General features: G+C 46.8%; 18 protein-coding genes. 6 read left to right on the plus strand and 12 right to left on the minus strand.

Annotation, left to right across the window (positions count from 1 at the left end):
- Window positions 1-3 precede the first annotated feature (3 nt).
- Window positions 4-2,397 carry a bifunctional aspartate kinase/homoserine dehydrogenase II gene (locus Q4Q57_RS08810; RefSeq protein ID WP_311890600.1) on the minus strand — a complete coding sequence of 798 codons (2,394 nt, stop codon included), beginning with the start codon at window positions 2,395-2,397 and terminating at the stop codon, window positions 4-6.
- Window positions 2,398-2,408: 11 nt separating this feature from the next.
- Window positions 2,409-3,572, minus strand: coding sequence for a cystathionine gamma-synthase (gene metB, locus Q4Q57_RS08815; protein ID WP_311890601.1), 1,164 nt, complete (start codon window positions 3,570-3,572; stop codon window positions 2,409-2,411).
- Window positions 3,573-3,784: 212 nt separating this feature from the next.
- Between metB and metJ the strand changes: the two genes are divergently transcribed.
- Window positions 3,785-4,099, plus strand: coding sequence for a met regulon transcriptional regulator MetJ (gene metJ / locus Q4Q57_RS08820; RefSeq protein ID WP_006083215.1), 315 nt, complete (start codon window positions 3,785-3,787; stop codon window positions 4,097-4,099).
- An 81-nt stretch (window positions 4,100-4,180) separates the two neighbouring features.
- Window positions 4,181-4,924: a sulfite exporter TauE/SafE family protein gene (locus Q4Q57_RS08825; protein ID WP_006087004.1), complete on the plus strand. Its 744-nt coding sequence runs from the start codon at window positions 4,181-4,183 to the stop codon at window positions 4,922-4,924.
- A gap of 104 nt (window positions 4,925-5,028) precedes the next feature.
- Here the strand turns inward: Q4Q57_RS08825 and nrfD are convergent, their stop codons facing one another.
- The 5 genes from nrfD to Q4Q57_RS08850 form a co-directional block, all read right to left on the minus strand.
- Entirely contained in the window at window positions 5,029-5,976 is a 948-nt protein-coding gene (gene nrfD, locus Q4Q57_RS08830) for an NrfD/PsrC family molybdoenzyme membrane anchor subunit (RefSeq protein WP_006087005.1), read from the minus strand.
- Between the two features lie 2 nt (window positions 5,977-5,978).
- Complete coding sequence (locus Q4Q57_RS08835) at window positions 5,979-6,545, minus strand: 4Fe-4S dicluster domain-containing protein (protein WP_311890602.1); 567 nt, start codon at window positions 6,543-6,545, stop codon at window positions 5,979-5,981.
- Window positions 6,546-6,557: 12 nt separating this feature from the next.
- Window positions 6,558-8,840 carry a thiosulfate reductase PhsA gene (gene phsA / locus Q4Q57_RS08840; RefSeq protein WP_311890603.1) on the minus strand — a complete coding sequence of 761 codons (2,283 nt, stop codon included), beginning with the start codon at window positions 8,838-8,840 and terminating at the stop codon, window positions 6,558-6,560.
- 442 nt (window positions 8,841-9,282) lie between these two features.
- Window positions 9,283-9,945, minus strand: coding sequence for a pentapeptide repeat-containing protein (locus tag Q4Q57_RS08845; protein ID WP_311890604.1), 663 nt, complete (start codon window positions 9,943-9,945; stop codon window positions 9,283-9,285).
- 105 nt (window positions 9,946-10,050) lie between these two features.
- The gene (locus Q4Q57_RS08850) at window positions 10,051-10,530 is read right to left on the minus strand and encodes an SRPBCC family protein (protein ID WP_311890605.1); all 480 of its coding nucleotides are present in this window, start codon (window positions 10,528-10,530) and stop codon (window positions 10,051-10,053) included.
- Between the two features lie 225 nt (window positions 10,531-10,755).
- Here Q4Q57_RS08850 and Q4Q57_RS08855 point away from each other — a divergent pair, with 225 nt between their 5' ends.
- The 3 genes from Q4Q57_RS08855 to Q4Q57_RS08865 all read left to right on the plus strand — a co-directional run bounded on the left by Q4Q57_RS08855 (window position 10,756) and on the right by Q4Q57_RS08865 (window position 13,877).
- A complete protein-coding gene (locus Q4Q57_RS08855; RefSeq protein ID WP_311890646.1) occupies window positions 10,756-11,184 on the plus strand; it encodes a hypothetical protein in 429 nt (142 codons plus the stop codon).
- Window positions 11,171-12,274, plus strand: a complete 1,104-nt coding sequence (locus Q4Q57_RS08860; RefSeq protein ID WP_311890606.1) for a phosphoribosylaminoimidazolesuccinocarboxamide synthase — start codon at window positions 11,171-11,173, stop codon at window positions 12,272-12,274. The genes Q4Q57_RS08855 and Q4Q57_RS08860 overlap by 14 nt, the downstream gene beginning before the upstream one ends.
- Window positions 12,275-12,821: 547 nt before the next feature.
- Complete coding sequence (locus tag Q4Q57_RS08865; protein WP_311890607.1) at window positions 12,822-13,877, plus strand: hypothetical protein; 1,056 nt, start codon at window positions 12,822-12,824, stop codon at window positions 13,875-13,877.
- 563 nt (window positions 13,878-14,440) lie between these two features.
- On the opposite strand, the gene Q4Q57_RS08870 is transcribed toward Q4Q57_RS08865, so the two are convergent.
- The 5 genes from Q4Q57_RS08870 to Q4Q57_RS08890 all read right to left on the minus strand — a co-directional run bounded on the left by Q4Q57_RS08870 (window position 14,441) and on the right by Q4Q57_RS08890 (window position 18,980).
- Complete coding sequence (locus tag Q4Q57_RS08870; RefSeq protein ID WP_105251308.1) at window positions 14,441-15,019, minus strand: porin family protein; 579 nt, start codon at window positions 15,017-15,019, stop codon at window positions 14,441-14,443.
- Window positions 15,020-15,635: 616 nt separating this feature from the next.
- Window positions 15,636-16,487 carry a methyltransferase domain-containing protein gene (locus Q4Q57_RS08875; RefSeq protein WP_311890608.1) on the minus strand — a complete coding sequence of 284 codons (852 nt, stop codon included), beginning with the start codon at window positions 16,485-16,487 and terminating at the stop codon, window positions 15,636-15,638.
- A gap of 217 nt (window positions 16,488-16,704) precedes the next feature.
- Complete coding sequence (locus Q4Q57_RS08880; RefSeq protein ID WP_311890609.1) at window positions 16,705-17,166, minus strand: hypothetical protein; 462 nt, start codon at window positions 17,164-17,166, stop codon at window positions 16,705-16,707.
- 122 nt (window positions 17,167-17,288) lie between these two features.
- Window positions 17,289-18,062 carry an EAL domain-containing protein gene (locus Q4Q57_RS08885; protein WP_311890610.1) on the minus strand — a complete coding sequence of 258 codons (774 nt, stop codon included), beginning with the start codon at window positions 18,060-18,062 and terminating at the stop codon, window positions 17,289-17,291.
- A gap of 204 nt (window positions 18,063-18,266) precedes the next feature.
- Window positions 18,267-18,980: an oxidative stress defense protein gene (locus Q4Q57_RS08890; protein WP_063884277.1), complete on the minus strand. Its 714-nt coding sequence runs from the start codon at window positions 18,978-18,980 to the stop codon at window positions 18,267-18,269.
- 418 nt (window positions 18,981-19,398) lie between these two features.
- On the opposite strand from Q4Q57_RS08890, the gene rimO reads away from it, so the two are divergent.
- Window positions 19,399-20,817: a 30S ribosomal protein S12 methylthiotransferase RimO gene (gene rimO / locus Q4Q57_RS08895; protein WP_311890611.1), complete on the plus strand. Its 1,419-nt coding sequence runs from the start codon at window positions 19,399-19,401 to the stop codon at window positions 20,815-20,817.
- Window positions 20,818-20,872 lie beyond the last annotated feature (55 nt).

Below are 20,872 nucleotides of genomic sequence, written 5' to 3' on the forward strand. Positions count from 1 at the left end.
AGTCTACTCTTGCAAGAGATCGCGACAGATCTGCGTCAGATCGGACTGCACCGCCGCCGCTGTCACTTCGCGTCCGGCGCCCGGTCCACGGATGATCAACGGATTGCCTTGATAGAAGGCACTGCGGATCACAAACACGTTATCGCCGGGGGTCAAATTAGCGTAGGGATGATGGGCATCAATCCACTGTAAACCGACTTCAGCTTTAAGCTCTGGGCCGCTGTTATCTAAGGATGCCACGTATCTGAGCACCTTATTTTGCTCCGCCGCCGCACCGTATTGTTGCAGCAGATCGGCATCTAACTCGGCAATGCGGGCGAGAAACTGATCTAAGGGAATATCCGCCAAATCGGCTGGCACTAATGAGCGTAATTCAATATCTTCAAGCTCGATTTCAAGGCCAATTTCACGGGCCAAAATGAGCAGTTTACGCTGCATGTCACGACCAGACAGATCGTCGCGGGGATCGGGTTCAGTGATACCTAAGCCTCTGGCTTCAATCACTAATTCAGAGAAAGGCTTGCTGGTATCGTATTTTTCAAATAACCAACATAAGGTGCCGGAGAAAATCCCGCCCACGGCTTCAACGCTATCACCGCTGTTACGCAGATCATTTAACGCATGTTGGATGGGTAAACCTGCGCCACAGCTGGCGTTATAACGCCAAAATAAACGACGATTACCCAGTTGCTGCTTTAACTCACGGTAGAAAGGCAGTGGACCCGAGCCCGCGAGTTTATTCGCGCTCACCACATGGATGCCGCGCTCAAATAGCTCTGGATATTGCAGCGTCAAACTGGCGCTGGCACTGATATCTAAGGCCACCAGCTCATCGCAGTTAACCCGTTCTAATTGCTCGAACAAGTGCTCGTACTGCCAAGGCGTAGCCTCGGTATTAAACTCAGTCTGCCACGCGGCAAGATTAATGCCTGTGGATTTAATCAAGGCTTTACTCGAACTGACTAAACCGACTAACTCAACACTGGCTTCGAGTTCATGATCCAGTGATGGCGACACCGACTTAAACAAATCGACCCAAGCCTCACCTATGTTGCCCAGGCCGAGCAGTAAGACACCAATGCGTTTACGCGGCCCAGCGCAGCGACGGTGGACCTTTTGGGTTAACAAATTCACCTGTGACTGAGGCACCAGCGTCACTAAACTTAAGTCGCCACTAAACAAAGGTTTAGCATCACGGCTTAGTAAACGGGCGAAGCTACGGCGATAATGTTCGGCATCGGCACTCACTAACGCCACTAGGCCGAGATCGGTGTTGATCTGTTGTTCGCTGATCCCTAAAGCTTCTGCCTCGGCATCGAGCAATCTTTGCACTTGTTTTTGATTTTCAGCGGTATAGGCAAGCTCAACCCTTTGGTGGGCAGAGGTCCAATGGGCCAATGGCGTTAAACCCGCGGCGATCAACGAATCTAATAAGCTCGTTAATTCACCAGTGAGCTTAAAGCCGAACAGGACCACAGCATTGAGGTTCGTCACCACAGGCGCGCTCGCAGACGAACTGTGGGGCGCGATTAAAGTAAAGTCGGTGTGGGACGCATAACTTGAGCGCACCGCTAAACTCACTTCGGTATTGAACAAAGGCTGCAGAGTGCGCGAATGCAATACCGGCGAGCCTAAACGCGCTAAGCGGTCAGCTTCGGCAAGTGACATGCTTTTCAGTAATTTAGCATCGTTGATTTTATTAGGATCGGCGTTGAACACCCCTTCCACATCGGTCCAAATGGTCACGCGCTCAATATCGGCAAGGCTGGCAATCAAGCTAGCGCTAAAATCGGAACCATTACGGCCAAGTAACAAGGTATCGCCACGCTCGTTAGCACAGATAAAGCCGGTGATCACTAAGCGTTCATTGGGATGCGCGGCTAATAGGGCTTGTACTTTAGCGCGGGATTCCTGTACCCGAATTTGCGGCACAGCGGCTTCATCGGCCACTAAAATTGAACAGGCATCCACATGGCTTGCCGCCACACCAGATTCGCGCAGCAGCGCCGCCATCAGGCGCGCCGACCAACGCTCGCCAAAGCTCACCACATGGTTAACTTGGTATTCGTTGCGTTCGTCGAGGGACAATAAACTGATGAGCTGCGCCTGATCTGTCGCCAAACGCTCACGCAGATCGCGGGCTTGTTCGTTCGACAATAACTGCTCTACCAACCCCTGTTGATAGCTGGTCAGCACTTGTAATTCTTCTTGCCACAACTGACCCGCGTCGCGCAGCGCTAATAATTTATACAGGAAATTCGTGCTCTTACCCGCCGCAGAGACCACCACAAGATCATCGCTATGACCATGGGTTAACAGGATATGGGCGACTCGGCGATAACAATCGGCATCCGCTAAACTGGAGCCACCAAATTTATGTAAGTGACAACGTGCCATCTATTATTCCTCTACTGACAAGCCGCAACGGCGGCTAATCCTGCTTGAATATCTGCAACTAAATCGGCGGCATCTTCAATACCCACCGATAGACGCAATAGGGTGTCTTTAATGCCTGCCTCAAAACGCGCCTGCGGCTCCATGGCTCTGTGGGTCATAGTGGCGGGCACGGCCACTAAACTTTCTACGCCACCTAAACTTTCCGCCACGCTAAATAAGCTAAGTGCACCTAAAAAGGCCACCACTTCGGCCTCGCCGCCCTTGAGTTCAAAACTCAGCATAGCGCCAAAGCCTTTTTGTTGCTTGGCAGCAATGGCATGACCAGGGTGATCCGCAAGGCCAGGGTAATAAACTTTGCTCACCACAGGGCTTTGCGTCAATACCTCAACAATGCGCTGGGCATTGGTTTGATGTTCACGAATTCGCACCGCTAAGGTACGTAGGCCGCGCAGGGTTAAGTAACTATCAAAAGCCGATCCCGTTAAGCCTAACGTGTTCGACCACCAATGTAAGCTTTCGCCGATTTGCGCGTCTTTGGCGACCACAGCGCCGCCGACCACATCGCTGTGACCATTGATATATTTAGTGGTGGAGTGGATAACGATATCCGCGCCTAACAATAGGGGTTGTTGCAATATCGGCGATAAAAAAGTGTTATCGACCACGACTAGTGCGCCGACCTCATGGCTCGCCTTGGCAATGGCTTCGATATCCACCACACGCAATAGCGGGTTAGACGGGGTTTCGAGCCACACCATCTTAGGATTTTGTGCGATAGCGGCGGCTAACGCTTGGCTGTCGGTTTGATCGACCACAATCAGCTTAAACTGGCCTTTCTTCGCCAAATTAGTAAATAAACGGTAAGAACCACCGTAGCAATCGTGGGGCACAACCAATAGGTCATCAGGGCCGAGCAAAGTGGTCACTAAGGTGATGGCCGCCATGCCAGTGCAGGTCACTATGCCAGTGGCGCCCTTTTCTAATTGGGCTAATGCTTCACCTAAAATGCAGCGCGTTGGGTTGCCTGAACGACTGTAATCGAATTCGCGAGGATTTTTATGACCATCGAAGGCGTAATTAGTCGACAAATAAATCGGTGGCACAACTGCACCATATTGAGTATCGCTTTCGATACCCTGACGCACTGCCAGTGTGGCTAATTGACGCTCTGCCATGGGTGGACTCCTAAATTCGGTAGACTGATAGAGATGTCTGGACGTCTAAATGTACCTAAGCACAACGCCATCGTCAATAGGCGTGAAGACGTTTAGACGTCTGAACATAAAGAAATCTGTTTGCAATCACAAAGAAATAGTAGCAATAATTTGACTGTTCTTTGTAAGGGTTTAAAATCTGCCCCGAATTTAGCGTTATAACAGGTGAGTCAATGACTGAATGGAATGGGGAATACATCAGCCCCTATGCTGAACATGGCAAGAAGAATGAACAAGTAAAGAAAATTACTGTGTCTATTCCGCTCAAAGTGCTAAAAGTCCTCACGGATGAACGTACGCGTCGTCAGGTCAATAATTTGCGTCACGCCACCAACAGCGAGCTGTTGTGTGAGGCATTTTTGCACGCCTACACTGGCCAGCCATTGCCTAACGATGAAGATCTGTCAAAAGATAGCCCAGACAGCATTCCCGCCGAAGCCAAGTTGCTGATGGACGAGATGGGGATCGAGTGGGAAGACATGGAATAGCGACTTGTCGCTGGCAAAGTTACATCACAGTGCTCATCAATAGGGATCGTTAACGATCCCTTTTTGTTTATATGGAATCCTATGTTTTCTATGATAGATCCACAGACACTCGCCTTGGCCTCACTGATTGTGTTTCTTGGCGCCTTAACCCAGAGCCTGATTGGGTTTGGCCTAGCGGTTGTCGCCAGTCCTTTGCTGTATATCGTCGATCCTCAGCTCGTACCGGGTCCCGTTATTGCCATGGGATTTACCATCTCGCTACTGACCTTATTCCGGGAACGTGGTCATTTAGAATTCAATGGCTTGCAATATGCACTCCTAGGTCGCGTGCCCGGCGGTTTTATCGGCGCGAGTCTATTGCTGTTTGCACCTCAGCCCATACTCGGGTTATCCATTGCCGCCATTGTGGCTGTCGCGGTTATCCTTAGCCTGTATAAATTCAGCCTACCAGTGAATAAGAAAACCCTCTTCGGCGCGGGTGTCGTCTCGGGGATTTTCGGTAATATTGCCGCTATTGGTGGTCCGCCGATGGCGATTCTATTGTCAGGCAAAGACGCTTCGCAGTTTCGCGCCGCCCTGTCGGCCTTCTTCATTTTTAGCTCCACCATAGCTATGGTCATTCTGGCGATCACTGGCTTATTAGAATTGAAGCACCTGTGGCTGTCGTTGATGTTGCTGCCTTCAGTGCTTTTAGGGTATTTAGTCGCGGGGCGATTAGTGGGCAGTGTCGATAAAGATAAAACTAAAATGGCGACCTTAGTCCTGTGCAGTATCAGCGCCTTAGTGCTAACGGTGAAATCGGTTATCGAGTTATTGCCCCAATAAGCGTCCTGCTTGTATTGGCAAATCATCTGAAGATTCAAACAATAAAAAGCACTGACATTGTCAGTGCTTTTCTTTATCTATCAATATCTAAAGCCAGCTTACACTCAGCTTAAATAGCTTTGCCCTGCGTACACAATAAAGTGTCTTAAGGCGAGTACGCCGGTTAAGCTCGCACAAGCCACCATGATCATTGCGCCCTTAGTGTGGCGAGTCGCGGCTGGTAGCAGCATAAACAGCAATGGAATACCAAAGCCGATACCGACGACGCCTATCCAGAACACGCTTGCCCATAGCCCAGAGGTTAACGACGCTAAAGCCGCAGCCGCCGCGCCGCCCTTGAAGTACAAGGCGCAGAACAACATGAACAGGAACAAGATTTCAATCGCCATCACAGGTAACTCTAAACCGTGCATCTTGACTAAAGTTTTATCGTGGCTGTCAGTCTTAAACAGCAAGAGTGCCAGTACCGCGTTTGCCGCAGCGCCCGCGGATAGACCCGACACTAAAAACAGCGCAGGCAGTACCGCAGTGTTGAGCATAGGGTAAGCATTCATCGCCGAAATTAAGAAGCCAGTGTAAGCCCCTACGCCAATGGCGAGGACAAACAACAATACTTCAATCAGCTTTCGAAATGGCATAAGTAACTTAGCGATAGGTGTTAGGAAACCCAAACCCCATTTTGGTAAGTCATCCCGCAGCACAATAATGGCGTACGCAAAAGCTAAGGGAGAATACGCCAGCAGCGCCAGCACCCCGATCGCCATCACAGACTGGAAGTTATAGTGAATTAAGATCAACCAAAAGTGGAATGGTTTGGTTAAGTCAAACACTAAACAAGCTAGACCTAAGCTAATCGCTACAGGCCCAATAATGGCGGCCGCCTTAAGAATGCTGCTTTCGGCTCCCGCGCTGAGTTCCTTATTCGCCCAGCGTAAACCAATGCCAATCAATAAACTGCCCGCGGATAACCCCGCCATAAACAGGTAAACGGCGATGACCCAGTGCCAAGTGACAGGATCATATTGCGCCATGTCGCCCCAAGTATTGTTCATAATCAAATCCCCCCTCTTTTGGTAGGAACGCGATATACCCTAGGTTTAGTGCCCAAATGGGTTTTATCTTGGTAAGTGATTTTAGTGTTGAGCATGATGGCCACTTCACTGCTTGGATCATTGGCATCACCAAACACTAAGGCATCGGTTGGACACACAGTCACACACGCTGGCTCTTCGCCCCGTGCTAAACGCGTATCCTTACAGAAGTTACACTTATCCGCCGCCTTGGTTTCTGGGTTCATAAAGCGCACTTTATAAGGGCACGCTGCCACACAGTACATACAGCCGACACACTTCTCGGTATGGATAGAGATAATGCCGTCTTCACCCACATAGGCTGCGCCCGTTGGGCACACCTTAACGCAGGGCGCATCTTCACATTGTTGGCAAGATACCCTGTGGTATTTGAAGTGCAGATTGGGCATGTCACCAAAGGGGCCTTCCACACGCACTTGCAGACGAGTAACGCCTTCGGGTACGCCATTTTCACTGCGACACGCCACGTTACAAGCTTGGCAGCCGATGCACTTATTCTCGTCGTGCACCATTACATATCGTTTATTCATTTAAGCCTCCGATTAGCGCTTTGCCAGCGTGACGCCCGTGGTGTGCACTGTCATGCCACACACAGGAGCCGTCACGTGCGGCAGTAAGTTACCGCAGTGGATACCTTTGCCTGTTGCTCTGACCAACTCTTTGTTTTTAGAACCAAAGCCCATGTAAGCAAACACAGTATCTTGGCGAATACCCGGCGTGACTAAGGCATGGCCTTCTTCTGTGCCAACACTGCTGGTGAGGCGGATTGGGTCGCCATTGCTGATCCCTAATTTGCCCGCAGTAACAGGGTGAACCCACACAGCGTTATCCGACATCAGGTTAGCGAGCATAGGTACATTGTGGGTGGCGCCATTGGTGTGCACCGCCACTTTGCCTTGGATAAAGTACAGCTCATCTGCTTTTTTAAGATTCACTTCGCGGAACTTGATCACCCCACGGCCTGGTGCCATGGCTTCTACTTTCGCGGAAGTGAGTTCAATCTTGCCACTAGGGGTTTTAAAGGTCAGTGCACTGGCGTAAGTGCCGTCTTCATCGGCTGGCCGCGCATTGGGGTATGCCTTAATAAACTCGGCAACCATCTTAGGCTCGCACAACATAATTGGCTTACCGAAGCTCACGAAACCTTCGTCTTTGATACGGCGCAGCAGGTCAGTGTCGCGGTTCACCTGCAGCATTTGCAGGGTTTCCATGTTTTCCCATGGATAGAACTCGCCAAGGCCCATAGCCACACCCACATCCTTAAAGATCTGCCAAGAAGGCTTAGTATCACCTAAGGTTTCAACCACACGTTGGCGCACATAATAGGCCGGATTTTTACCTGACTTATCAGCAATTTCTTCATCACGTTCAAGATAAGTGGACTCAGGTAGAATCACGTCCGCATAGGCGGCAGTTTCGCTGATATACACATCACACACGGCGATAAAGTCGAGCTTTTTCATCGCTTCAACAACGCGCGCCCTGTCTGTCATGGTTTGCATTGGGTTAGTGCGTGACATCACCCAGCCGTGTAACTGGTAAGGAACAGCGCTTAAGGTGGCATCGAGAATGGTTTGGTAGACGCCGCCCGATGTCCACATCATGGCGTACTGTTCTTCCACTTGATCGATTCGTTTCGCTGCTGGTTTTGGCATGTCTTTCACGCCGGGTTTGGCCAATACGGGCGCAACCGCTTCACCGGCAAGCTTGTTGTAATCACCGGGTTTCTGGCCGATATAAATCCCGCCCTTACGCTCGATGTTACCAATCAAGACGTTAGCGGCGTAAAGGGCGCGGCGCATCTCAAACTCTTCGGTGGTAAAGGTGGCTCTGTGACCAAAATCGACCACAGCATGGGGTGCTTTAGCGGCATATTCGTGGGCGATGCGACGAATGTCTTTGGCAGGCACATCGGAGATGGTTTCAGCCCATTCTGGGGTATAGGCTTTCACTTCGGCGGCAAAGGCTTCGAAACCTTCCACATAGCGCGCGACAAATGCCTTGTCGTAAAGATTATCTTCAATCAATACATGGCATAACGCCAAGGCGACGGCCACGTCTGTTCCGGGACGAATGGCGTACCATTCATCGGCCTTGTCGGCCACAATGGAGAATCTTGGCTCGAACACCACCAGCTTGGCACCTTTGTCCATTTGCGCCGCCATCATGCCGCGGGTTTCGGACATATTGATGCCTTCGTACAGGTTATGGCCGAAGTTAATGATGTATTTAGAATTACTTAAATCACGTTTGACCTTAGTGCCAAAAATAGCCTTAGCGGCAATTTCATAACCACCAGGGCAAGTCGACGCGTGGGTAAAGGTATTTGGACTACCAAAGGCGGTCGCAAGGTGAAACAAATGCTTTTCTTGTGAGCCAGATTTTGACGAGAATGCCACGGCTTCTGGGCCATGTTCTTTTTTGATTTTATTGAGGTTTTCAGCGATTAATTTATAAGCCTCATCCCAACTGATCTCAGCCCATTTACCTTCGCCGCGCTCACCGACCCGCTTTAACGGTTTAACGATACGCTGTGGATCGTACAATAAACTATGGCCTGCGCCACCTCGGGCACACACTTTACCGCCAAAGGACTTAGCGGCCTTGTTGCCACTAATGAAGACGTTTTTGCCCTCAATCACCCGCGCCGAAATCGGGCAACGGGTTGAACACATTTCGCAAATACTGGCAATTTCCTTGCCCATGCCCTTTAGCTGCTTATTCTCTAATGCCGCTAAGCTGCCCGGCAGCAGACTGGCTAACGCACACGTGGCGCTACTCGCTCCCGCTCCCTTTAAAAAGGTTCGCCTATTAAGCTCAATCATGGTTACCTCCATCACGCTCATCCCACCCGTCAGTCGCCATTTGTGGCGCCATCGAGCAGAGGTTTGCTCACTGATTTGATTACTTTTTTAGTTATAAAAGCGTAAAAACAGCGCCGCCATATCTTCTGAATACCAGCATCCGCTGAATACACTGCTCATCCACAAAGATTGTTATCCCGAAAGAGGTAGGTGGATATTGTGGTAAACCACATGGGGAAGCTCGGTGTGATCTATCGCAACTAAAACCTAAGACTGACGTTAAAATACGTGAATAAGATCAACAGGCTTAATGGGAACATGTTTTAACAGTAGGATTCAGGCAGAAAAAAGCCGCCAGTTTGGACACTGGCGGCTTAGAAGAAAACTGACATTTCAATCAATTGCGATAACCCTAGCAGGATAAGAACATCACGCTAGCGGGCCCAAACTGATTACAATCGCATTAATCCATTAGCTCTATATCGAGGCAGTTGAGCAGGCGAATCGCTTCGTCGCGGCTAAACTTAGCGCCTTTGATTTTATTGTTAAAAATGTCGATATCGTAATTTGAGGCCTCGCTGAAATCCGCCTCCAATAATTGAGTTCGGCCAAACAGACTATGACTAAAATCCGTGTAGGTGAAATTGGCTTGGTTGAAACTGCCCTCGCGAAAATCGACATCGTGGGCCTTGCACTCTTCGATGATGATTTCATCGAGGGACAAGCCTAAAAATGAGCAGTCATTTAGGATGCATTGCTTAAAGGAAAAGGGCGCGGCAAAGGATAAACGCGACCACGCGGCGCGGGTCCAATCGATACCGACTAACTTACATTCTTCAAACTCCACCCCGCTGAACTGACACTGGGGCACTTTCACTAAACTTAAGTTGCAACGCACAAAGCGGCAATCGATAAACTTGCACTTACGGAAAGTGCTCTCGCTAAAATGGCAATCTTGAAAGCAGCAATCCTCAAACTCGATGCCCTGTAGATCTTGGGCTAATTCCGACAAGCCATTGAACTGTTTTGATAAAAAACTATTGCCCTGCAAAGCCGCGCTTTGCGCTAGTTGGGATTGCGCAAGCACTGATTGTTTAAGCACTGGCACTTCTTTCTGTGACGACATAACACCTCTAATCCTGCCCAATCCCCAACAATATGATAATGCAGGGCAATTGGGCTAGGTACTGCTTATTGTTTACTCTCTGATACGAGGCTTGAGACTCACCGGCTAAATGCTCGCGACGAGTTCCTCAAGCTGATCGGTCGCCTTAGACCAACCCTGATGAAACCCCATATCCTCATGATTCTGCCTATCTTCGCTATTCCAATGCTGCACCCGCGCAGTGTACTTGGTTTTACCGTCCACAGGTTCAAACGTGATGGTTGCCGTCATAAAAGCTTTATCGGACGGCACCCAAGCCTCGGTAAAGGCATCGGTAAATACGATTCGCTCATTCTCAACCACCTCGAGATACACGCCACGATTCGGGATATCCTGCCCCTCAGGGCTGCGCATTACAATCACATTTGAACCACCGGCACGCACATCTAAGGTCGCGCTAGCCACAGTCCACGGCCTTGGCGTAAACCAAATTTTGAGAAGCTCAGGCTCGGTCCACGCGCGGAACAGTTTTTCCGGCGGCGCGTCGATAATCCGCTCTAATATCAATTCTCTGTCGCTATCTGGATGTGGATGACTTGTGCTCATATTCCCTCCATTGGATATTTGGCTTGATGGTCTTGTGGGCTGCAACTGTGCCATAAACTCGCACATCAGCAAGCTAAAATACAGACTTTCAATATCCGATTTTTGTATCAAACATGACGCCCATCATTTCGCTTCAGGCCGCCATTGCGAGGCAAATCCTTGCGGCCGCTAGAGTCGCGGTGAAGTACTATGTAAAAAGTGATGCGAAGCGCTATGCGAAGAACAATGCAAATAGCCGTGGCAAATTTTGTCAATAAAGGTAAAATGTCGCCACTTTTTCGCGGCAGTCTAGCACAAGGTTATCTCGGATTAATGGTTAGCATTTTCGAGCAAAATGGCACGGGCCCTGCCCGCTTTAACAGACCACTTTCACTGTGGTGCCAACCTTGCCCTGCGTTTGTTCCATCCCTTGCATTATCTCCTGCTGACACAATTCAAACACCGCCCGAAAATACCCCTTTTGCTGTTCAAGATTTAACATCAAATCCCGCAAACTGGCTGAACGCTTTACGCCCTAAGCCACGCGCGAATAATAAAGCGGTTGCAATGAATCTGGCTGTTGCTAACGCCATAGTCCATCTGCAAACCGACACTTATAAAAACCTTATCCCTACACTCTCTATCCTAAGGAATACTCGTCATGAGTCTTGCTGATTCCGTACTTGCCATCAATAACGATTTGCCTATCCGCACCGACAGCCCAGTCCACAGCGGCAAGGTTCGCAGCGTTTACTGGCTAACCGACGCCGACAGCCGCCGTTTAATTACCACTAAAGGTTATAACGTCCCCGAAGATACCCCGCTCGCCATCATGGTGATCAGCGACCGTATCTCGGCCTTCGACTGTATCTTCCACGGTGAAGGCGGCCTCAAAGGCATTCCCGGTAAAGGCGCGGCATTAAACGCGATTTCTAACCATTGGTTTAAACTGTTCGCCGAAAACGGCCTAGCCGACAGCCATATTTTGGATATCCCGCACCCATTCGTATGGATAGTCCAAAAAGCTCGCCCTATTAAAGTCGAAGCTATTTGTCGCCAGTACATCACAGGCTCAATGTGGCGCGCTTACTCAAAAGGCGAGCGAGTATTCTGTGGCATCACACTGCCAGAAGGCTTAGAGAAAGATCAAAAGCTCCCTGAGCTGTTAATCACCCCATCGACTAAGGGTATTTTAACCGGCATTCCAGGCGTGCCAGCCCAAGATGACGTGAACATCAGCCGCAGCGATATCCAAGCCAACTACCAAGCCTTTGGCTTTAAAAAGCTCGCAGATATCGACCTGTACGAGAAGCTGTTAAAAGATGGCTTTAAAGTTATTTCAGCAGCGCTGGCAAAGCTTGATCAAGTGTTTGTCGACACTAAGTTTGAGTTCGGTTATGTGACTGACAAAGATGGCAATTCAAAACTGATTTACATGGATGAAGTCGGCACTCCAGACTCATCACGTATTTGGGACGGCGTCGCCTACCGCGATGGCAAGATTTTAGAAAACTCCAAAGAGGGTTTCCGCCAGTTCTTGCTGAATCATTTCCCCGATCCAGATGTGCTGCTCAACAAAGACAGAATGCCAGAGCGTGAAGCCCTAGCTCGCGACAATGACCTCCCACTTGAGGCCATGATGCAAGTGTCACGCACTTACACCGGCGTTGCCGAGAAAGTGACTGGCGCCCCAATCCCACTGCCTGCGAATCCAAAGGCAGATATCATCAAGATCCTACGGGAAGAGTATGATCTGATTGTTTAATCAAATTATAGTGGGATGAGGAGTTTTCCCTTTCCCCAATAGTAGAAAGGCGCTTAGGCGCCTTTTTGTTTGCATTGCAAAAGCAGCTTTTCCAAACTTCGTTTGGATCAAAGTCGTGGGGCTTCACCCCACACCCGACCAAGGAGGACTGCTCGTCCTATCCTCCTTGGATTCTCCAAGACGCCCCTAACGGAGTTGAAAGCCCCTTGGGCATTTGCGTTCTTATGCTATCGCGTCAGACGCTCGTCCCTGATTCGACTGACGCTATCTCGGCATCCATGCCTCGATCACGCAACGAACGCAAATTCCCTGCGGCAACTCCGAGGGGAGGTGTATTCCTTAGGATTAAGTGTTATTAAAAAGTATAGAACTTATGCTTGTACGCTCATTTGAATAAATATTACATTCCACCCTGCATAACCACCCTGTAACTTTATAAAACTAATTTAGTAAAAACTTTTAACGATTTAAATCCATAAATAAAACAAATGATTGACAAATATCTTTTTTTAATAAAACATATCAAAAACTCTAAAAGGAATTTCAAGTGCAATCAAGTGAAATATATACATTTGCAAGATGGTACCAAACAAATGTCACAAGCAGTAAATTGGCAAGTGTCCTCGCAAACTCTGCAAACACTATAAAAGTAAACTTACGAAACGGCATTGAAGTAGTAAAAAAACAACAATTAGAATCAATTATATCCACAATAAGCCAATTCAACTTAAATGAATTAAATGACTCCCATAGAAAATTAATTAAAAATATCGGACTTGAAAGCATAATACTAGAAGGGGCAAAATCTAACTTTTCAATGTTATTCTCCCCATCAATGGATAATAACCATATAATCAATGAGCTTACATTTTACTCTAATGAGTTAAATACTGCCCACTCTAAAATAACACCATTAACTACTTCACTACCTTACATATTATCTGATGATTATTTATTACCCTCTTCAATACCTGATGGGAAATATTTAATGAGGTTAACATTTCAAGAGCAAGCTTCTATTGATAATTTGGTTAATTTAAAAGAATGGTCTAAAGCCTGGCATACTATTGCAAGAGGCTTTTCGATGGCGAATGACCAATCTCCAGAAGACTTTGAAATTATAAGTGTAGATAAAGGCTCTGTAATTATAGATCTAGCGCTTACATTAGAAACTATAACTCTGATTAATGATACGCTATCTAGCTTTGCTGAACTCGCAATAAATTTAACAGAGCTTTACATTGCTCTTAAATCAGCAAAACTATTAAAACATGTTGTAACTGTTGAATTATATGAAAAAGTAGTAAAGGAAGCAGAATCAAATCTAACAGAAAAAGAAATAAACATTGTTGAAAAAGTTGTAGACAATTTAGAGCAGAATGGAAAGATAAAAAACAAACAAAGTAGAAACGAATTAACATCAGCAATTAGAGAAATTGTAAGGTTCAATGATAAGGGGGGAGATATAAAATGTATATCTAACACAAAAAAACCTAAAGAACAAGACGTAATAATTGAAAGCCTAAATGAATCCTTTATCAAACTAAAAAACAAATCAGAAATAAAATTATTAGAAAAACCAGAACAAGATAAAAGCAAATAATTATAAACCCGTAGCACTATAGATATTTAATAATGACCTAAAGATGGGGCAGGCACAAATCTTTAAGGATTAACAGCCAACATCGAGACCACAGAAGTTCACTATCCCCTCGGAGTTGCCGCAGGGCATTTGCGTTCGTTGTGTGATCGAGGCATGGTCGTTCTCGTGCATCAGACCCATAGGGAAATGGGAAATGTCAGAATGATGTATGGAACATCATTGACCATGCACTTCACGACATTCAGGCATCCTGCCTATCAGATGCCGAGATAGCGTCAGTCGAATCAGGGACGAGCGTCTGACGCGATAGCATAAGAACGCTTAATGCCCAAGGGGCTTTCAACTCCGTTAGGGAACGGCAAGGGAGATCCAAGAGGGAATTGCTGTTGATCCCCTCTTGGTCGGGTGTGGGGTGAAGCCCCACGACGTTGACGTTGATTTTGACTTTGATTTAAAAAATAAAAACTCGGAGGGGCTTATTAGTAATATAAAAAAAGGTGTGACACTTAGCGTGTCACACCTAGATAATTAATTCTTAAATTATAAATATCAACAACGAATAATTAGAAGCGATATTCAACACCAATACTGGCTTGATTAAAGTCTGTATCTGTTTTTCCGCCATTGGCGACGCTATCGACATTAATATCTGCATCATACCAAGTGTACTCAGCATTAATTAAGAATCGATCTGTGACTTTAAATGCGACACCGGCGCCGGCGAATACACCTTCACCATCGTCATTGCCAGAAAAACCGACGACGTCATAATCTGTCGAATACCATAACTGACCACCTTTAGCATATAGCTCTACTCGGTCTGCAATGGGAAGCATGACTTTAAGGGCTGCCGTATAACCATCGGTTTCGGCATTGGCTAAACCATTACCATAATCACCAAAGTTAATGTAGCTACCTTCAAGAGCAAGGTATTTATTAAACTTATAACCAACAAGACCCTGCATTACATCACTATTATCATCAAAATCATCATCGCCATCGACTTTTAAATAACCGTAGTTAGCGCCGACATAGATTCCGTTTTCTGCGGCATCACTGTTGCTCATGTTATCAGCATGAGAATATGCACTAAAAGAGGCTAAAGAAATAATGGCAGCTAAAGTAAGAATGGGATTTTTCATAAAGTACTCCTAGTTAATTATTTAAATACACTAAGGACATTACAAAAATAATGCCAACCTCGCAAAACCACACTCAGATCAATACACAATGAAAATAATAACCATACTTATCAACATCATAGATTTATTTCAATATTTTAAATTCAAGTTAACTATTTTTATAAAACACATGAAACTTTTTTTCATACTTACACTAAAGCAGTGCTAATTTTGTATTAATGTATTTATTGCCTGTGAAATTGTAACTATTTCATAGGCAACAAAATAAACACACAAAATAATTACATTTAATTAATTCCATTATCATTTCTATTGTGCGAATAATGTATTAAAGCAAGTTTATTAAAGCAAGCTTTAACAGGAATACTGTGCCGCAGCGTTATGAACAAGAGTTATGGATGACGAACTGATTGTTAAACATGGACGTTATTTGGCAAGGAATATCCAAAAGAGGAACGGTACTTTCCCCTTTTGGTCGACTCTTGATGAAAAATCAAGAATGAAACCCTCTACTTTAATTTGGCTTTACATAAAAACAGACTGAAAGAGAAGCGAGATTTAACAAGTCACACTGACATTATGAGCAGACCTTCTGTTACCAAACTTCAACAGAAGGTCAAATCTTCACGCAAACAAACAGCGCATTACCTGATGCTAAATCCCACGGGACAATTCTTTCATAATCGTGTTCGAAAACATGCACTTCAAAATAAGGCGCTAACAGTTCCTGAAGCTCAGTGAAGCTGGTAGCAACCATAGCATGTTGATCTTGCCATTGCTCAATACTGTGGAATTCTTGTAAGCCCACTTCTTGCAAACCTGCAGCATGTAACCCAGCTTCCAGCGAGCCTAAGCCTTTCATATCAGAGACAGGTAAAGGCGAGACCTCAGCAAACGGCTGACTGCTTTTGGCAATACTCAACTTTAATGACTGTTTCTCACCTTGCCCACTGTAATGCCAGCCGGATTCGAAGGCGAAATGGCTACCATCAAACTCGGCAAAATGCTTAACCGAACTTGTGTTATCGATTCTGTACTTATCGACAGTATTAAAACAAAACAGCCCACCGTCATTAAGTGCGCTATGCACACTGGCGATACAGCTTTTAAGGCGTTCGATGCAAGCACTGTAATGGATGGAATATAAAAAACAGGTAATCAAATCGACGCGCTCTTCTAAATAAAAAGCCGTCATATCTTGGAGGTTAAACTGGGCTTCGGGACAACGGCGCATGGCCATGTCGAGCATCGGCTGATTGATATCGAGGCCACTGCATTGATAACCAAGATCGATAAAATGCCGCACATGCGGACCCGTACCACAAGCTAAATCAAGGTGTTGTTTACCGTTATTGCCAAGGAACTGATGCAGACGATGGATGCTCGCACTCTGTTGCTGGTAGTTAATATCAGAACACATTAAATCGTAATAGCCGGATAAATCGGTATAGAGCGCGTTGGAAGACATAGTAGCGAATAGGTAACAAGGGCAATTTTAGGTGGCGCATGATATATCAGTTAGCCGATATCAGAAACAAACAATTGCCCCACAGCTCAGTACGGCTAAAGCTAAAGCGGCCAATTGTGCACTCAAGGATTCAAATAAGTATGTTGGGTAGGAGAGGCGCTAAGCGCGATAATCGCAGTGAACTCACAACATACATCGAGCTCACACTCTCGATTAACTACTTGCAGGCACATCTCGCGGATTGCTCACAAGGCGGCGCAGCGGCCACTTCGCACATACCCGCTGTTTTACCTTCACCGACACACCAAGCATTACAGTCAAAGGTATCAGGATGACCTAAGTCGTCACTGTGACCGTGTATTACATCTTTGCCGGGGTTAGATTCGACTAACAAGCCATCGGGCAAACACGCCTCGCCAAACATTCTGCCATTAGGCACACCTTGTGCGTCGGTACCGACATGGCACCCCGCAACACCGGGCGCTACACCGTCACTGTCCTTCCACCAGCTCTGTTTGTTCTCTTGCCAATCAGAGGGTTTAAATTCTATGGTGCCCATGGCACCGGCCATTCCCTTGGCGCCATCTGAGGGTTCACCGATTTCACCGTGGGCAAATACTTGGCTAGCAAGCAGCAGGGAACAGGATGCGAATAGGGTTAAAGCTGTAAACTGTTTCATAACACCTCCTTTGTTTGAGTCAGAATAAGCTTAGCCAGATGTGTCGATATCGCCATTTTAGATTCTATGGTGAACGCACAAAGCAGAAGATCCAGATAGGTTAAGATGTTGAACGAGCACGACTATGGCGCTTGAAAGTTCAGCTCTTCATAGGTAGTTAAATATTCGAGTTTAGGTTTAGCAAAGTAATAACCCTGAAAATACTCAATCCCGATAGCCGCGAGATAATTCAGTTCGGCTTCGCTCTCAACCCCTTCTGCCAAAACTCTGGTATTAAGCTCTAGGCAAATACGCAGTATTTCATCCACCGCCAGCTGTTTTTCTTTATCGGCATCGATATCACGGATCAAGGTCATATCGAGTTTTAGCACTCGGGGACGCAGGGCATCCAACCAACTTAAATCAGCAAAACCACTGCCAAAATCATCGATTGCCGTGATAAAACCACGTTTAGCATAGCTCTCGAAGATACGGACTAATTTCGCTCGGTCGACAATTTGCTCGCCCTCTGTCACTTCAAACATGATTTTGTGGATATCAAACCCATACATGTCGGCGGCTTCAATCGTCGCGCGGATACAAGTCTCAGGGTTATACACGGCATTAGGCAGAAAGTTGATACTGAGCATCTTATCGAGTCCCAGCTTTGAAGCGGTTTCTATCGCTTTAACCCGGCAAGCCTGATCAAAATAGTATTTGTTGCTATCGTTAATTCGCGCAAACACCCACGCAGCCCCTTCACCTTCGGGACCTCTAACAAGGGCTTCATAACCGCTAATCTCACGGCTAGGCCAATGAATGATAGGTTGAAATGCCATGCGAATTTCAAATCCTAATGACTTACCACTTAAGCAATCCATGCATGTTTGCTGCTTTATTCGAGCGGGGAAATCCATAAACGGCCTCCTTAACATCACCTTACTAGTGTGAGGATAAATGGTTAAATTTGCCAGTTTTTACTGTTCATCATCCTAATAAAATCCATCACATATAGAGTGAAGAATGCTATTTCCAAAAATATAAAACGATTGTAAACGGCATAAAAAAAATGGATGAATCCCAATAGGAGCTTCATCCATCACTATATGCCTCTGACTGATTTACTTCAGTTTATAAATCACTTCAACTCTATCTTCTATGCTCACTTGGCCGTACTGATAGCTCTCGGCGGCGCCCATGGCATCGGCTTTAGCGCTCATGCGTAACATGACAGGTTGCACAGGGCGTTGATCGTAATAACGGATCTGCCAGATCTTGCCGAGATTTTCACCAAAGCCTTTAGCCAAAGACTCGGCTTTTTGTTTGGCATCCACAATCGCGGCTTGGCGTGCCTTGGCGACGTATTCCGCTTCTTTACTCGATTTAAGGGCGATGTTATTCACCCGATTCATGCCCTCTTCCAAGGCTGAATCTAAGATAGCATTTAAGCGGCTTAAGTCTGTTACCGTCACGGTAATTTGACGACTGGCGGTGTAACCCGTCAGCTCTGGCGCTTTATCCTGCACATACACGTATTGCGGTTGAAGATTTAAATTCGCGCTCTGGATCTGGTCTTTAGTCACACCCGCTGCGGTGAGACGGGCGATAAACTTAGCCACGGCGGCATCGGAATTATCCTTGGCAGCTTTAGCGGTTTTTTCGGTCACGGCCACTTCCACATTCACATCCGCCATATCGGGCTCGACTTGGATTTGGCTCACACCCATGGTTTCAATGTGGGGAAAATCGACCTCAGCGGCGAGTACTGCTGGCGCCATAAACGTACTCGAAAAAAGGCCACCCGCTACCAATACCGCTAAAAGAGAATTTTTCATAACTTACTCCAAAATAATGTGCTTATAGCTAAACCACTTCAAATAGAACGCATATTCAAAACGAGACGGCTAACACGACTGTGTCGCTTATTTAGCGCTTAGGCTATCAGTAAAAAGTGCCAATACCTGTACCAATATGTAACAGCATCAACAAACTGTCTCTTGCTCCCTATAAACGCGGCGGATTTTAAAAAGGGTTAATTTTTCTGAAAAATATTTAGCTCTTTTTACCCCTATGAGTTCGACTGCGGATCTCTAGCGGATATCTCTATATCCACACCCAAAATAGGCCTTAGGGTTAACTGGCATATTCAGCGCCCCAGTTGTACACTTTTCAGCCAAAGCTACTGTACCTTTTAACCACTTCAGGTATAATCCGCCATCTTTTTTAAGGCTGCTCTAACCTCAGCGAGAAACCATGACAGTTGAAACTTTTAAACCCAAGCAAACGACCACGCTTGATATCCCAGTAAAAACATTAGAAGCAGCAAGCACTAATGCTATTACCACTGGGAATCGCATCGGTTTCGTGTCTTTGGGCTGCCCAAAAAACCTCGTGGATTCAGAGCGTATTCTGACTCAGTTACGCATCGACGGCTACGAAGTCACTAACAGCTACGACAATGCCGACTTAGTTATCGTCAATACCTGCGGCTTTATCGATGCTGCGGTTGAAGAATCTCTGGATGCTGTGCGTGAAGCCTTAGAAGAAAACGGCAAAGTGATCGTCACTGGCTGCCTTGGCGCTAAAGAAAACCAAATCCGCGAAGTGCACCCAGATGTGTTAGAAATCACTGGCCCACACAGCTACGAAGCGGTGTTGAAGCATGTTCACAAGTACGTGCCTAAGCCAGAGCACAACCCTTTCACCTCGTTAATCCCACAAACTGGGGTTAAGTTAACGCCTAAGCATTACGCTTATTTGAAGATTTCAGAAGGTTGCGACAACCGTTGCACTTTCTGCATAATTCCTTCACTACGTGGCGATCTCGACAGCCGCCCAGCGGGCAGCATCTTAGATGAAGCCAAGCGTCTAGTTGAATCAGGCGTACAAGAAATTCTAGTCGTGAGCCAAGATACCTCGGCCTACGGCAAAGACAAAGGCGGTCGTACCGATTTTTGGAACGGTATGCCAGTCAAGCAAGACATTACTAGCCTAGCGCGCCAACTGGGTAAAATGGGCGCTTGGGTGCGTCTGCATTACATCTATCCATACCCATGGGTTGACGATCTGATCCCGCTGATGGCCGAAGGTTTAATCCTGCCGTATCTGGATATTCCAATGCAGCATGCAAGCCCACGTATCCTGAAGATGATGAAACGCCCAGGCCGTGTTGACCGTCAGTTAGAAGCGATTCAACGCTGGCGTGAAATTTGTCCCGATCTAGTGATCCGCTCGACCTTCATCGTCGGCTTCCCAGGTGAAACCGAAGAGGATTTCCAAATCCTGCTCGATTTCTTAAAAGAAGCACGTCTTGATCGCGTCGGTTGCTTTAAGTATTCAGAAGTGGATGGCGCTGTCGCCAACACCATCGCCGAGCTTATCAGCGAAGATGTTAAAGAAGACAGATACCACAGATTTATGGAAGTCCAAGCCGAGATCAGCGCCGAACGTTTAGCCCGTTTCGTTGGCCGTACCTTAGACATTCTGATTGACGATGTAGACGAAGAAGGCGCCATTGGCCGCAGCTTCGCCGATGCACCTGAAATCGACGGTATGGTGTTTATCAATGGTGAAACTGAGCTGGAACCTGGTATGTTAGTTCGTGCCCGCATCACCCATTCAGATGAACACGATCTATGGGCTGAAGTAGTCGACGCTGACACCCAAGACTAAGCTGTTCTGATACAGGACAGGCTATGACTCAAAAAGCGAACCTCTGGTTCGCTTT

Source organism: Shewanella sp. SP2S2-6 (assembly GCF_031931965.1).
GTDB lineage: Bacteria > Pseudomonadota > Gammaproteobacteria > Enterobacterales > Shewanellaceae > Shewanella > Shewanella baltica.